The following is a 16,560-nucleotide window of genomic DNA, read 5'->3' on the forward strand; positions in this document are numbered from 1 at the left end:
AATTAATAATAAACAATGGAAGTCAATAAATGTAATTAAACATAACCAAAGGATTGGGATCATGGCTAATTTATTTAATGTATCTATCAATCGGGTGCCATTACCGGCACAAAAACCTGTCACCGATGTTTTAAAGGTAATGCTAGGGCCAGACGCGATTGACAAAATCAATCAACTACTAGATGTAGGTGGTTTTGTACTAGGTGGCTTAAACGAACAGGCGGCCGATGTGTTTGCTACTAAGTTACGAGAAGCAGGAGCAACGGTTTCTATAGAGCTTAGCAATACAACCCTAGAATTATTCAGGGTTCGCCTGCTTTCCTTTGGTGAGCAAAAACTACAAGTCATAAAACAAGTCAGAGAGATTACTGGACTGGGCTTAAAAGAAGCCAAAACCTTAGTTGAGAGCAATGGCGTCGTCAAAGATAACTTAGATAAACCATCTGCTATAAAAGTTCATCAGAGATTATCTAGTGTCGGCGCTACCGTGGTTATTGAAGCTATGTCAGGCTCTGACAATGGTGAAGACCCTAAGAAACCCAAACCCGCCAAAGATGATAACTACTTGGTAACAGGTAAAGTCAGTCTTGCTAATGGAAAGCCTGCCAGCGGCGTGCTGATTCGAGCTTATGATAAGGACTTGCGCAGCGAGCAATACCTAGGGGAAGCCTCAATATCATCAACGGGCGACTACGCTATATCTTATAAACAAGAGCAATTTTCTCGCAGTGAAAAAAACAATACCGATCTGTTATTGCGAGTGTTCAACGAAGTTGGTATAGAGCTGGCGTTAAAAACAAAAATTAAAGATGAGCCAGATATATTTTTTAACAGTCCTAAAAAGATGGATATTGATCTACAGCTAGAAGCGTCAGCGGCTGTTAAAGCCTCAGAATATGAGCGTTTAGAAGGGTTACTAAGACCTGCGTTGGATAGTGCAGTACTCGCAGATCTATCTTTGCAAGATATTAGCTTTTTGATTAATGAAACGGAAATAAATGAATTCTCCGATGAGTTCCCTGCTGGTGCTAATAGCATTCACTTTATAGCCCAAAGTGCCAAACTCTCCTACGAAACGAATATACCTGCAGCAGCCTTTTATGGCTGGGCGCGTATGGAGTTTGGGCTTGTACGCAATGAAGCTACTGAACAGCCAACTTTAAATTTAGATACGTTACTGGAACAATCTGATAAATATCTAACAGAGGCATTAAAGCAGGCAATAGCAAAAATTATTATTCCAGCATGGTTAGCAGAGCAAATCGACTTAATATTAAGTCAACTGCAACGTTTACGTGACGAAAAAACACAACAAGAAAAAGACCATTGGATACTACATGAAGTAAAAGGAGTGTTAATAGACTCGGTAAGCGCTGAACCATTGGTCGGTTTGTTAGTAAATGCTCAACCTCTTGACGAAGACCGCTCGCTGCATTTGCAAGGAAGCATCACCAATGGGCAGGGTGAATTCATCCTCACTTATGCATTGCCTCCAGAGTCAACACTTTCAAATCTCTCATTGGTTTTAAATATTGAAGCCTCTAATGGTGATGAGCTTGATGAACAAGAGGTAAGCTTGCCAGTAGAGCAAAAAGAAGCTGTCATAATAAAGATAACTGTCCCTGTTCCAATAGAGCCCGGCGAAGCGTTACAGCTAACGGCATTACCCATAACGTTTTCCAATGACTTAAATACTTTTTTGAAAAAGAATAATCTGACCAATATCGCTGAGCTGCGTAAGCTTGGGAATCTTGAAACTGTAAAAGGATTGCCAGAAACACTGCGTGCAAGTGACGAGGTCAGACAATTACAAGCACAGGTTGATTTGTCTTTACTCTCTACTGACTTAAAGCCTGCAGAACAGATTAAGCAAAATCAATTGTTAATAGACAAAGGTTTCGCTAGTTTTTCTGCGATTGCTGATATGCCTGTAGAACAGTTTGTATCAGTCATTGGTAATGATGGGATTGTTTCACCAGCGATACAGCATGCACAAGCACGCTATCTAGATTTTCAATTGGCAAATGCCTATCTTGATATTAAAACAGGTGGTACGAATAACCCAGAAGAGCTTCAACAAGACTCAGCATTAAGCTGCCAATGTGAAGACTGTGTATCGGCACTAAGTCCAGGTGCATATCTAACAGATTTGATAGGCTATGTAACTTCGAACGTCACTCAAGCAAGCGGCACTGCCATTACGCTTGACTTTTTGGTGGATAACTTTCATCAACCTTTATCCAAACTGCCAATTAATTGTGCAGCAACAAAAACCCAATTAAGACAAGTTAGAATTGCCTGTGAAGTACTCCTTGCTGCTATAGATACCTCTCAATTAAATTTTGTGATTACTGACGAGCGCGTCGCTAAATATCGTCAGGCAGCCTACCAGTCATTGCTTAGAAATATAGGTACTTCCCAGTTTGACCTTGATAGAGCATCATCAGATGCCGATATCGAAGCCATTGCCAATCGTCTAGGTATTGACCCTAATTATGTAAAAGAATTACAGCTGCAATCGGGTGCTCACCAAATTTTAGCTAATGCGTTATCAGAGCATAATTTAGAGCGGATTTTTGGTTTGCCAGCTTATATGGAAACGTACATTGATATAGATATTCCACGGGTACGCTTACTTGATCCATTAAGGTTTTTAAAAGCAGAGCAAAAACGCCCTGAGCTTTATGACTGGCGATTAGAGCGTCTAAAAAAACAATGGAAAGAAATAGATTTTCCTGAAAGTCCGTTGTCACAAAACACACCGATTATTGATCCTGATGTGATCGGGCCTGATGATTTTCGTCATCCTGACGAGCTTAATACTGCTTTTGAGCTCTGGAAAACGAGGCGTGAATGGGTTGATGAACAGATTGCCCGTATTCATAGCAAGGTTATTTCCGATTCTAATAACCCCTATGGTCTAGCGACTGCTATTGCAGAAATTACTGTGCCCACGACGCTCGGTAATCTGATTGCTCAACAAGCGCTATTGGCAAACGATGCAAAGATTATCGAGGATGCAACATTTACTCAATGGCTCAGCGAAAGACAGTTAAGCGTTGAGGCGTTAAATGAGCTGGCAAGATTCGCAACCGATGTAGAAGTAGGTAAAGAATACAATGAGGAGGAATGGCAAACCTATGTAACCAATGCCACCAATATAATTGTCAATAGTGTAAAAAGAGCCGCTTATAACAGTTGGGTATTAGAAGAGGCTAATATTAGCTTGAATATGACGACATTTTGGCCGTCTTTGACGGAACCACAAGAAGGAGAATGGTCACTACTTTTGGAAAGTGAAAAACCACTGCTTGATCCTGAAAACATTGAACCAAAAAAGCTGCCAGACGGTAAGTTTGCGCTCACTGCACGCACATTATGGGACGAGCGCCGAATACAATTAAATGAGAAACAAAAAGAATACGCTGATATTTTAAAATCAAAAACGGCAGGTCGGTTAGACGCGATTATGAGTGATGCCTTTGGGACAGTACCTGATATTGAAAACATCAATACCAAGCTCAACAGTTTAGATCAGGCTGAGCAGTCAGAGGCAAAAGCACAAATATTAGCGTTAAATCTGGATCAAGAAAGCTTTATAACACTGGTATCTGCTAGTTTGATTTTAAAGGGTGACCAGCAAACATTATCTAATACAGTGCAAAACAATCTATCTGCCGCTCTAGTTTCTGCATATAAGTTTAATTTATTATATCAAGATTGGCTGTTAGAAGAAGCCCGTTTGCCATATTGGCAATCTCTCAAAGCGCGCTTACCAAGATGGCGGGCAAGCCAGTTACAAAGACAGCAATGGCAACAAACATTAAAGCAGGCGAGTACGCCGCCATTGATTGATCCTGATGTGATCTCTGGTGATGTGTTAATCGAGCCTATCATTGGCAACTTTGCTTATGATACTTGGCGCTCACGTACGAAGCTAATTGATATAGAGCTAAATACTATCCGAGATAGCATAGAACAAAACGGCAATGTTACCGATGATGTCATTAAGCCAGATGCTATAGAAAATTTATTTAGTGAAGAAAAATATCTAGGTATCTCTCATCAAGACCTGATAGCACTTAGTCAACTCGAAGAAAAAGGAGTTTCTATCACAAGCCGGCTACAGCAAATAGCGCTGGTAAGAGAGGCCTATTTATTTTTGTTGGACGTCGCTAAACGTATAGAAAAAGGATCGAAGGTATTAGCTGGTACACGTGAAAATATGTATGCCATTCTTTTGCAAATCTGGAAAATAAAACAGTTCGCTACATGGAGAGAAGAAGAGAAGAGCAGGCTTTCACTTAGCCCTGAGTTTTTTAAATATCCTACACAGCGTCCTACATTCACAGTGCAACAAGAGGCACAAAAATGGCGTATTGATACACGTAGACAACGCGAGTGGTATAGAACGCTAAAAGCAAGAATTGATCAACAAGAGGTGCTTGCATCTAGTCTTAAATCAATGGTCTCTGAGGTAGAAGAACAAACTTTACCGTTGCTTAGAAATGCTTTGGTAAACATCATTGACCCTTCATCTGATGATTTGACCATTAAATCAGAAAAGCTCACCAAGCGCTTTCTTATAGACCTGCAACAAAGTGGCTGCCAGATGACCACCCGTGTCAGCATGGCGCTGGAGGTCTTGCAAACCTTAGTATTCTCAATTAGGTCAGGCAAGATTGATATTGCGGATGTTGAGCTGAAAATAAGCTCAAAGCAGTTTGAACAAGAATGGAGATGGATGGGTTCTTATGCCACTTGGAAAGCGGCGATGGGCGTATTTTTTTATCCTGAGCAGATTTTGTATCCTTCTTTACGAGAAGAGCAAACATCTGAATTCAGTCGGTTAACGAGTAATACCTTGAATCAGCTTTCTCCTAAAGATGCTTGTAAAATAAGTGAAGCTTATTATGAGTACCTTAAAGACATTAGTGCTTTAGAAGTTAAGGCAACTTGCTGGGGAAGTACTTCGATTAAAAGCAAACAAGAATGTTTTACAGAAAGTATCTCGAAACAAAAAGTTAAAGACCTGTTTTATCTTTTTGGAATTAATAATGAGACCAAACACTGTTACTGGTCGACATTTGACTTGAAAGCTCAAGCGAGTGCAGCTTTAGCTGCTGCGTTTTTATTGAATGTAGAAAAACAAACATTTCAGTCTTCTTGGCAGCATTTACCTATTGGTGACGTAAATGTGACTGATATAGTAGGTGCAACAACTTATCAGAATAAAATGTATGTAGTTTTAAGAATTATCGTTAAAGAAAAGAATAAACTAGGTTCTCTACTGTATGACCTTGAAACGAACACATGGAGTGAGTTGGTTGAGTTGGGAATTCCTAGTAGCCCTAGAGGCGCTTCGTTTACCATGGTACAACAGGACCTTATGCATAATGAGCCCCAACCACCTACTATATGCTGCTTAGCTCTAACTGCTCCCAAAAAGTTTTCTTCTTATAAGTTTTCTGGAAGCGCTGGTTATATTTACTATAAGGAAAATATCGATAACCAATATTCATCTGTATTATATACAAACACCTTAACTAAAGAAAATACTTGGGTAAATAACAAATGGACGATTATTACTTATCTCGATCATCCTGTTTATCAAACAAATTATATTGTCGGAGAAGAGTCAAAGATTACTTCTGCTGTCCAATATAAAAATGGTTTATTAATTTCAGTAAATATTGAAAAGATTTATCAGTCAAGTACAAGTTCTAACTCTAGTTTACAAGGATATATATATGGCATAAAAGGTTCAAGTCTAACTATAGGTTTGAGTTTATTTTCTAATCAAACTAGAGACTTAGATGATTACCTAACAATAAAGTCTTCAATTAAAACTAAGAGCTCATACCTTAATGATGTTACAGGGCGTTCTGAAAAATCTATTAATGAGTTGAGGAATGAAATAGTTTCACTTGAGAAAAAGAAAGAAAGTATTATTTCAGAAGATGATTATACTAAATGGTTATCAGGAAGAAATGGACCTGGTTTGTATCCTATTGGTGCGTTACGCATTGATTCTAGCAAAAAAAATGTAACGAGGCTTCATGTTTTTAGTACGTATAATCTATCTTATGATGTTGAAGACCTACCAGATTCAGATGAAAAGTTAAATGATTTTGCTTCAAGTTTTAATGTATTTCTTCCAGAAAAAAAACTTTTGACAAGCTCTCAAAACAATAAAAGAATCTCACTAGCTACACATAATGGTAAGCCAATACTCAACTATAGTTACGACATCTTGTACAATATTGAAGTAGATACAAATTATTTTAGACCGGTATATTCCATTATAAACAGTAGGACTAATACTGGATTACTAGATGTAGTTTTCAAACTTGATATAGCTCCTAACCTACAATCAAATCCCATTCAAATCAGTACCGAAACAAATATTGAGAGCCAGCAATATAGACGAAATTGGATACACGAAAATAGCGTCTCGAACGACTATGCAAATAGAGGGTATTTAGATGAAGCATATTATTACTTACCTGTTTGGATCGCTGAACAACTCTCTCGCTATGGTCATTATAAAGAAGCATTAGAGTGGTACAGTCTGGTATTTGATTATAAATCTACTACTAATCGTAAAATTTCATGGGTTCTTCAGCAGGAAGACCGATTTGATCATGATTATAATAGGAATAGCGAATGGCCAGTGCAATTAAATCCTCATGCATTTGCCCAAAACAGAAAAAATACATATACCCACTTCACAATACAATCAATTATCCGCTGCTTGCTTGATTATGCAGACGCTGAGTTTACTTATGATACCAGCGAAAGCGTAGCGCGAGCTAGAAACCTCTATAATACTGCATTAGAACTGATTGAGTCAGAACTGCCTGTTCAACCTGAGAATAAGTGCTCAGCATTAATTGAATCGCTTAAATATACGGTCGAAGATATAACTTTACAGCCTTATTATGAGTATCTTAAATCAAGGTTGGGTGAGCTTAATTCAACACAGGTATTAAAAAACACACTGGTAGAGGTGCGTAATAAGCTAAACAGCAACTTCTCTGAAGAAAAAAGATTGGCTAATGCTTTAGAGGTTATACAAATGGCGTTGGGCGAGCGAAAAGCATCCTTAACTGCTACAGAGGTTATAACTAAATCTTTGCTAACCAAACAAGATTTTAGCCGGATACTACTTTCTAATTTAAATATATCTACTAACTTCTTTAAAACTGATCGCTTACTGTCAAGATTAGCCAGCTTAAACTCAAATATAACAGATAATGATAGTGCTGGAATTGAAACGGTTGAGATAGCTGATTTTAGCGAAATAGTAATAGGGTATTCCCCGCGCTTATCCTTTGAGTTTTGCATCCCCAATAACCCAACAGTTAAATTTCTCTTGCTAAGAGCCAAGCTTAATTTATTCAAAATCCGTAATTGTATGAATATTGCGGGAATGCAGCGTGAGCTTGAGCCATACTCAGCGCCGATAGACGTAGAGAGTGCATTGCCAAGTATGGGGGCTGGAGGACAGATAAATCTGGCAAGCGTGACGAGAATCAGACCGACACAATACCGTTATCCAGTATTGGTTGATCGTGCAAAGCAATTGACTCACTTGGCACAGCAGACGGAAGCTTCATTCTTTAGTACTCTGCAATCGTTAGACCAAGAAAAATACACTTTATTTAAAGCGCGACAGGACGTTGAATTATCACGAGAAGGCGTAAAATTACAAAAATTACGTGTGCGTGAGTCAGAGAATGGTCTTGGCTTGGCTGAGTTGCAGCTAGAGCGAACTGCTATTTTGGTTGAAACCTATGCTGAATGGTCAAGCGAAGATATGCTTGATTTGGAAAAGCAACTACTCGATCAGTATAAGTTTCATCAGGATGTGCAAATCCTTTCTGCCTTTGCAAATTATGCATCACATATAGCCGGTCTTGCTGTTACCGCTGCTGCAGGAGGTGCAACAGGAGGTGCCCCTGCCTCAGCAGCAGCTGCGGCGGCTATCATTCCAATATATGCTGAAACGGTTAGCCAAAGCGTGTTAGCAACAAGCCAATTCAAAATAAACACACTTTCACAATCAATCAGTATTGCACTACGCAATCGCGAATACCAACTACAGCATCAACTGGCAGAGCAAGATGTACAGATAAGTAATCAACAGATTAAACTAGCTAATGACCGCATTCAGATTACCGAACAAGAGCAAGCTATAGCCGAAATTCAGTCAGAACAAGCCAGCGGTAATGTTATTTTCTTACAAGAGAAGTTTACGAATGTAGAGCTCTACGACTGGATGAGCGGTGTGCTAAAAAGTATCTTCCGTTATTATCTGCAACAGGCGGCTGCTATGTCAAAACTGGCTGAAATACAGCTGGCGTTTGAGAGACAAGAGCCTTTATTCGGTGTCATTAAAGATGACTATTATGAATTGCCTAATTTCGATGGTAATAATTCGGCAAGTAGTGACTCTGCTACGGCTGATAGACGAGGGCTGACAGGTTCGGCAAGATTATTAAGAGATATTACCAAGCTTGATCAATATGCTTTCACCACAGATCAGCGCAAACAACAACTCAGTGTTAATTTCTCATTATCACAACTTGACCCCTTTGCCTTCCAACAATTTAAGCAGACGGGTATTTTAAATTTCGACACATCAGGTAAAGTGTTTGACCGACGTTTTCCAGGACAATATCTACGTCTGATTAAACAAGTTAGAATCTCGGTAATCGCGCTAGTTCCTCCTGTGCAAGGAATCAGTGCTACGTTGACTTCTAGCGGTATATCTCGTGTGGTAATAGCAGGTGATGTATTCCAGACTGTTGTTATTCGCCGAGATCCGGAGTCAATTGCCTTCTCCAATCCTATTGGCGCATCAGGTGTCTTTGAGTTGAGCCCTAATCCTGAAATGTTATTGCCCTTTGAAGGCAATGGGGTGGATACCAGGTGGGAATTTCGTTTACCAGAAGCCTCTAATCCAATGGACTTTAATACCATTGCTGATGTGTTATTAACTATTGAATATACGGCTTTGCATGATAGAACTTATCAGCAGCAAATACAGCAAGAGCTGGACACATATACCAGCTTCGATAGAGCTTTCAGCTTCCGCCAAGAATTCTCTGATGCATGGTATGATCTGCATAATCCAGAGCAGACGGACACTCCTATGAGCGTGAGTTTTGAGACGACATTGGCTGATTTTCCCTCCAACATTAATGAGCTAATCATTAGCCACGTATTAATGTATTTTATCGCTGACAGTGACTTGCCTAGTGTCTTCGCAGCTAAACTGTTCTTTACACAACATCAAGATAGCAACACATTAGGAGGCGAAGCATCACCGATTGATGGGGTAATCCGCTCAAATACGAACGGAACAAACTGGGCTGCCATAGGCGGGAGCGTACCAAAAGGGAAGTGGCAGTTGGAGCTGCCTAATATCCCCGTTATTAAACAACTATTTTCAGATGAAAAAATTAATGATATTTTGCTGGTTTTAACTTGTGAGGGTGAGCTACCTAGTTACCTTATGTAATATGGCTTCGGAAATTGTAATACCTTACATAGATATTTATAAATTTGCCATACATAAGGTATTAAAATTTATGATGGATTTTGAAAAGAATATGATTAATTCTAGTGGTTCAAATGTATTCAAATCCCAGTATTAACAACATGACTTAGAAAAAACACAATTCGAATCTTAGTCATTACCTGTATACAGGTAATGGTATATAGAGTTGTTTTGAGGTATTTAATTTATAGTCGTTTCGTATGTGTATATGCATTATTGATATTCTCAGCCCCTTGATGATGAGTGTAATGCATCAGCTTGTAATCGATGTGATTAGTCTAGTGGCAGATGATGACATCGATTAGTCGGTAACCTTTTCTCTTCATCATGAATTGTCCTTAAAGGTATGAAGAGGTTTCAACAGTAAAACCTAAAAATTTAACAACCGTATAGTATAGTACTGCTGCTATATAACAAAACCCCCTTGTAGCGCGCGGCATACAAGGGGGTTTTATTATGTATCGTTATATATGATAGTGCGCCCACCAAGACTCGAACTCGGATCGATCGCTTAGGAGGCAACTGCTCTATCCTGTTGAGCTATAGGCGCATTATGGAGTGCTATTGTAAAAAAAAGCTCGTATAAAAGCAATCAACAACGACAAATAAAAGTGATTTGACTTTACGCACCATTGCTAAGAGCGTCAGCTACTTGTACTGAGCTTTCATCTGCTGTAGGTTTGGCACGCGATGTCGGGTTAAACAAGTCATTTAAATTATTTCTGTAACCTTCAATATTTTCATAGTCATACTGTTTTAAAATGTCTTGTCCGACACTTGATAGTATGAAATTGCGAAAGCTTGTAGCAGCAGGGTTTTCGGTTAAAATCACGCCATCTACCGTTTCGGTGTTTTTTAGCGCATAGCTAAAAGAGGATAGGTTGCGCGCTTCTTTATTATCATTTGGCGTATCGGCATTTTCATGCTCATCGTTATCTAGGCTGTTGTTTATAATATCAGCAGTCTTATTATGCTCAGCTTGTAACGCTTTAAGAGATGCTTGCAAAGGTGCTAAGCGGTCTTTAGTGATTTTATCATCGGCCATAATAATATCAGTATTGACAATATATCTTGAATTTTTGTTAATTGCGCTATTGTCAGGAGTAGTAGGATTATTAGAATTCTTAAGATCTGGTAAGTCTAGTAATTCATCAGTATTTACGTAGCGTGCTAACACTTGCAACTTAGGATAGCGTGATTCAAAGCGAACAATGACATCATCTAACGGAACTTGTAGCTTATCTTCCGCCTGTACATATAAAGTTCTAGTAGTAACTGAGTCGTCCTCATCAGCAGAGGTGTCACTATTAGTACTTGCCATTATAGGAAGTGGGTCTATACTTCTGCGATTACTGTTCCATAGCCACGCAAAAACGCCAATAAAAATAGCCAGCAGTAATAAAACCAGTCCTGCCAATAGTAGCTTATAGTCTCTCATAGGTTACTGCTCATCTTATATTTCAATATATGGTTCAAATTATTTTAGTATTTTTTCTAATGGGGTTAAGAGTTCTATTTAGGGTCGATGATGCAATACCTCATTGGTTAGTTCCGCCAGCATATTATCAAAAGTATTCTCTTCAGTAGCTGATTTGGCAGACTCAAAGGTCTCCGTTTTTTCGATTGGGTTTACTACGTCTGTTTTTGTATTATCTAAAGACTGAATATTCGGAACAGAGGGTTTTACGCTTGATTGATGAGCGGCTAGCGGCGATTCGCCATTATTAAGTAGACTCTTTAACCATTCAAAACCATGAACCTCCCACCATGCTTCAAAGCGAGGTAAGGTGCTTCCACGTATAGCGGTCGGTAAGTTTAAGGTGCGTAATGTTTGTGCCAGTATGGGATCGGTAACGATTTGATTGCGACTAAGATAAAGCGACTTTGTGTTACCATCATAAGTCTGCCGGCGTTGCCAAGCCGCATGATCGACTTTCATACGAGGTAATTGCCACAGCTCACCGCGAAAATAAACGACATAAAGTCGCTTTTCGGGATGAACAAAAATAGCATCAATGGGACGCAGTGGCATAATAGGCAGTCATCTCGTATTTGAAGTTCAATTGGGGTTAGATATTAGTCAAGCTCACTGTAAATATATACCTTACGCAAGCTGAACGACACTGAATGTCGTAAGCGACTACGTGACTGAGCAATATGCTAGTAAATCTCTAGCATCGGTGGCACACTATGACACTACGCTATAGCGTATGTATCTTTTGTTTACGTTGTTAGATGCAAATGCCATAAATCAGCAACTAGTAGCAATCAATAACAATTGTTATTGATCACCAATTGAGGTCATCTTAGCAGAAATATATGATTGGCACGACCGCCAATATTGAGCTGATAAGTGTTGTCATTGGTGACTTTTATTTTAAGAGCCATGATATCAAGAAAACTTCTGTTTAGATATAATGCTTCTATATTATCATGAATGATCTCTCTGGATATTTTATCAGGTCATCTACGATCGATTAAATCTCTTTATACCGCCTCCATTGCATTGCTATTATCGTAGCGTGTACTAGGTATTGTTTATCTTATTTTAATTAGATTATTGTTTATGTTTAGAATTATTCAGTCCCATCGTACCGAGATTTTGGTTGAACAGTTATTGGCCGCTTACAAGTCCAAAAATCAGCCTATATTTGAAGAGTTTGTCGTTATTGTGCCATCGATGGTGCTGGGTGACTGGTTGGATAAGTCTATTGCAAGCCAAGCGGGTATCAGCACGTTAGTCACGACGACATTTTGGGGTCAGTATCAGTGGACATTGATGCAAAAATTGTTGTCTGAGCACAATACTTGGTTGGAGAATAATCAGCGCACGCAAGAAATTATTACCGTGCCAGAGGTGGCAGTACTGACTGGCTCGGTGATGCAGTGGCGCCTGTTCGGTTACTTTACCTATTATCAAACGCAGATTATGACGGACGATAAGCATCCGCTCTATCCGTTGCTATCAGCTTTAATAGACGATGAGGCTGATCGCAGTCAGCAAGATGTTCGGCTATGGTCGCTTGCGACTGATTTTTCGCGAGTATTTGGTCGCTATCTGAATCACCGTGAGGAATGGTTGACCTTATGGTCTGAAGGTAAAGCGCTAGACGTGGAGACGTTGGTTGCTGAAAAGGATAAGCTGACGTTAGAGTTTGATAAATACGCTGGCATGACACCTGAATGGTTAGTTGCGCATTATGTAGAGCTAGAGGCGGCGCAGCGACATCTATGGCGGTTATTATTTGCCTCTGTATATGAGCATCGCTCTTCTATTGAGCGCCGGTTTTGGGAGGTTATGACAAAGGATAGCAGTGAGACAGGCGTCGATATTAAGTCGATCTTGCCGACTCAATTGCATATTTTTACGATTCAGCAATTGCCGCAAAACGAGCTAGATTTTTTACAGCGCTTGTCAAAACATCTCGATATTACCTTGTTGCATTACAATCCATCGCAGCTTTTTTGGGCAGATATCGTCGATAAGCAATGGCTACAGCGCCAACAGGTAATTAATCCTGAAAGTGTGTTTTTGCGTGATTACGGGCATACCTTGTTATCACGTCTTGGCAAACAATCGCGTGAGACCTTTGCGATGCTGGCAGGGCTGTCTGGTAATGAGGATAAAGATGGTTTTGTATTGGACTGGCAAGATAAGTTTGATATAAAAGATGAGTATCAGGCTTCTTCAGTCAGTCGTAGTGATGAGCGGCCGATGAGTCTGCTTGCGCACTTGCAGCAAGATGTGTTGATGCTTGATGAAAGCTCAACTCAGCAAGTTACAGCAGGGCGGCTCAGTGCTGCGCTTGGGACACAAATGGCACTCAACCTAGAAGATTCAGAAAACCAAGCCGACGTTGATAGCCTCAATAGTAATGAAGTAAATAGCCTAAGCAATGATAATCATCATTCAAACCAGCACATAGAACAATGGTACAGCGACGATACGCTAAAAAATAAATATCATGAGCAACCGCGTCAGTGGAATATCTCACAATATGACAATAGCCTAAGTATTCACTCTTGCCATAACCTTCAACGTCAACTTGAAGTACTACGCGGAATGATCGGGCGCTGGCTTAATGAAGCCAATGACGATGGTAGCATGCGCCACTTATCTGACATCGTTGTGCTTTTACCAGATGTGGAGCGTCATCATGATTTGATTACCTCGGTATTCGTACAAGGCAGAGGGCAAGATGGCCTGACGCTCCCGGCCAAAGTCACAGGGGTGGTTGATAAGTCGATTCGCCAACTGTGGGAAGCTATTAGCGGATTTTATAGTTTGCTAGGTAGTGACATGGCACGTTTTGAAGCGGCGGTAGTCATGGATTGGTTAATGCTGCCGCCACTATATGAAAGTCTTGGCTTAACCCATGAGCAGATGAGCCGTGGCTGTGACTTGTTGGAACAGGCGGGCTTTGTACGCGGTTTTGATGAAGCGCATTTGCAGCAGACATTAGATGCCGCAGACTATGACTACCGCTTTAGCTTTGCTTACGCTTTGGACCAAATCGCCTTAGGCCTAGTGATGCCAGAGGCGGGTATCAGTGATTGTCTGTATCCGGACAATTGGCAAAACGATACCTTAGCGGAAAAAACCGTGCCTATTTCAGCGATTAGTTTAAATGATGCGCCTATCGTTGAGGCCTTATGCCGTGTCCATGCTGGGCTCAATATGTGCCGACATGACTATCAAGCAAGCTATAAAGCCGAAGAGTGGTTAGACCGTATAGAAAACCATATCATCCATCCATACTTTGGTGCGCTCGATCAAACCCGCCCTATGCGTGCTATTTTCAATGCCATGAACGGTTTTAAAAGTAGCTTAAGGGCCAACCGCCATTATCAACGCTATCATGCTCAAATAGATGATCAATTAAATATTGAGACAACTGCTGGTAATGTTTCTGCTGGCACTGACAAGCTAAATGCCGCTCAAGTGGAAGCACAGTTATCGAGAGTGAGCACCTTGCCATTAAAGCTTAGCTTCATGCTTAGCAGTATTGAGGACGAGCTAGAAAGCCAGCAAGTCAGTGCCGAGCCGACAGGGGTCATTACTTTTGGGCGTTTCGGTGCGCTGCGTAATGTACCGTTCGGACTGGTGGTGATGCTCAATATGGATTTGTCTGAATTTCCAAATCGCGACCGTGATAACCGCTATGATTTGATGAAAGCAGGACTGGCCAAGCGCGGTGATAGATTTAGCGAAGATGATGACAATGGGGCATTCTTAGACGCTGTACTATGCGCGCGCAATGCGTGCTGGATTTTTTATAATGGTCAACGTTTAACCGATACCCATGAGCATTTGCCTGCCAACCCAGTCAGTGAGCTATTGCAGTTTTTGCGCGGTGAAGTGCAATGGCAGTGGGATCCTCTTAAAAATGCTCAAAAAGAGGCGCAGGCTGATTTAACTGCTCAAGTGCAACGTTATCTACCTGAACTGATTGAGAAATGGCTTGTCACGCGCCATCCAGCGCTACCCTTTGCAGATGAAGTATTCGTACAGCCCGACTCTTTATCTACCAATTCTAGCTATGAAAATAATGTTGAAAGAAACAATGAGCAGGATGACGGTCAAGAGCTTATTCAGTCATTAACGCGCGCGATGCAAAGCGAAAAGCTTTATCAAAAAAGCACCAATGCGCCTGCAAAAGTCTGGCAAGCGGTGTTTGAGCGTCTGCAAGCGCAAATTGATACGGACACACCCAATCATGCTATCAAAGTCGTGCTACCTAATAGGGCTGAATACGCTGCTATTGCCGCCGCTATCACTCAACCTATTGAGCTAACCGCTGAGCACAATACGTTCCTTTTTGATGTTCAGCAGGTTGATATGCAGTATTTGTACTATCATGTACGTCATCCGGCAAAGCACTTCTTAAAAGAGCAGCAAGTGCATGTTGTGTTGCCAACAGAAGATACGATGCATCAGGAGCCGTTAGCGTTATCAGGCTTGGGTGCTTATGCGGTGAATGCGCAGCTACTAACTGACTTATACGCAAGCTCCTATACTAATAGTGATAATGCAGAAGAACGTCAGCAGACAACGAAACGTTTAAATGGTTTGCTATATGACCGAGTCATGCCCGCTGGCGTCGCCCGTCAATCGACCTTACAGTATCAACAGCTAAAGATTACCCAACAATGTCAAGACTTTGCCGAGCAGCTAACTGCATTGGGTATTGATGTTAATACTGGTATGAACAGTGATGTAAATACGGAGCAATGCCTGAAATTATTAACGCCATGCGCGGAAAAAATGGTCAGTGTGCAAGCACCTGCTATGAATGCACAAGGTCAATTGCAAATCAAAGGTGTTGTACCGCTAGAGATTAATACGCCAGATGCAGCAATTTCACCTAAGCTCTGGCTAAATATCTTACCCAATAGTGCTCGTACGCAGCATTTATTAAGCTTTTGGTTAGCTCATGTGTATTGGCAAGTATCGCGATGTACTACTGAGGCACAAGTCGCTGACGGTGATGGCAAAAGTATCTGGCGCTTTAGTAAAGGTAGTGATGAATATAAAAAGTTTAAAGGTAAAGCGACCTTTGCACTTGCGCCGATAGACTATGACACGGCATTAGCAGAGCTGCTCAAATGGGTTAGGTTTGCACAGATTGCCAGCAGTACACCGATGACCGTGTTACCTGTACACGCGATGACTTATTTGGATAAAGTGAGAGAGGCGCAAAAGGGGGATACAAGCTATCAGCCGAAGCGTAGTGACTTTGACAGCTGGTTATGGGCAGGCTTTAACAGTGATGTCATCTATGATACCTGTGCCCAGCACGAGCTTTGGCAGTATATATTACAAAACCAAGATGCCTTTAGTGCGCTTACCGATGCTTTGCCGTCTTTAGCTCAGCCATTGTTTGGGATGATGGATAACGCGTTAGAGCCGTTATAGAGCCTGTTTTATTGCTCTTATAAACTTCTTAACAATCTTCTCAAATATAGACCTTTTACAGTACTAATTTGTGTTTTTG

At 40.7% G+C, this 16,560-nt stretch carries 4 protein-coding genes and 1 tRNA gene; 2 read left to right on the plus strand and 3 right to left on the minus strand.

Annotated elements, in window-relative coordinates; all coding sequences use genetic code 11:
- Nucleotides 1-61 precede the first annotated feature (61 nt).
- Nucleotides 62-9,526, plus strand: coding sequence for a ribosomal protein L7/L12 (locus ACTXGH_RS07490; RefSeq protein WP_439296617.1), 9,465 nt, complete (start codon nucleotides 62-64; stop codon nucleotides 9,524-9,526).
- Nucleotides 9,527-10,042: 516 nt separating this feature from the next.
- On the opposite strand, the gene ACTXGH_RS07495 is transcribed toward ACTXGH_RS07490, so the two are convergent.
- From ACTXGH_RS07495 to ACTXGH_RS07505, 3 genes are all read right to left on the minus strand, one after another.
- A tRNA-Arg gene (locus ACTXGH_RS07495) sits at nucleotides 10,043-10,115 on the minus strand.
- A 72-nt stretch (nucleotides 10,116-10,187) separates the two neighbouring features.
- Nucleotides 10,188-11,003 (minus strand): hypothetical protein, encoded by an 816-nt coding sequence (locus ACTXGH_RS07500; RefSeq protein WP_439296618.1) that lies wholly within the window; start codon nucleotides 11,001-11,003, stop codon nucleotides 10,188-10,190.
- 78 nt (nucleotides 11,004-11,081) lie between these two features.
- The gene (locus tag ACTXGH_RS07505) at nucleotides 11,082-11,597 is read right to left on the minus strand and encodes a hypothetical protein (RefSeq protein WP_439296619.1); all 516 of its coding nucleotides are present in this window, start codon (nucleotides 11,595-11,597) and stop codon (nucleotides 11,082-11,084) included.
- Between the two features lie 534 nt (nucleotides 11,598-12,131).
- Between ACTXGH_RS07505 and ACTXGH_RS07510 the strand changes: the two genes are divergently transcribed.
- The gene (locus tag ACTXGH_RS07510; protein ID WP_439296620.1) at nucleotides 12,132-16,481 is read left to right on the plus strand and encodes an exodeoxyribonuclease V subunit gamma; all 4,350 of its coding nucleotides are present in this window, start codon (nucleotides 12,132-12,134) and stop codon (nucleotides 16,479-16,481) included.
- Nucleotides 16,482-16,560 lie beyond the last annotated feature (79 nt).

It is taken from the genome of Psychrobacter sp. 1Y10 (assembly GCF_052259005.1).
Classification (GTDB): Bacteria; Pseudomonadota; Gammaproteobacteria; order Pseudomonadales; family Moraxellaceae; genus Psychrobacter; species Psychrobacter saeujeotis.

What these genes read in the sequence shown, in the direction of transcription:
- ACTXGH_RS07490 (WP_439296617.1), top strand. Translation starts at nt 62, where the DNA reads ATGGCTAATTTATTTAATGTATCTATCAATCGGGTGCCATTACCGGCA.
- ACTXGH_RS07500 (WP_439296618.1), bottom strand. Translation starts at nt 11,003, where the DNA reads ATGAGAGACTATAAGCTACTATTGGCAGGACTGGTTTTATTACTGCTG.
- ACTXGH_RS07505 (WP_439296619.1), bottom strand. Translation starts at nt 11,597, where the DNA reads ATGCCACTGCGTCCCATTGATGCTATTTTTGTTCATCCCGAAAAGCGA.
- ACTXGH_RS07510 (WP_439296620.1), top strand. Translation starts at nt 12,132, where the DNA reads ATGTTTAGAATTATTCAGTCCCATCGTACCGAGATTTTGGTTGAACAG.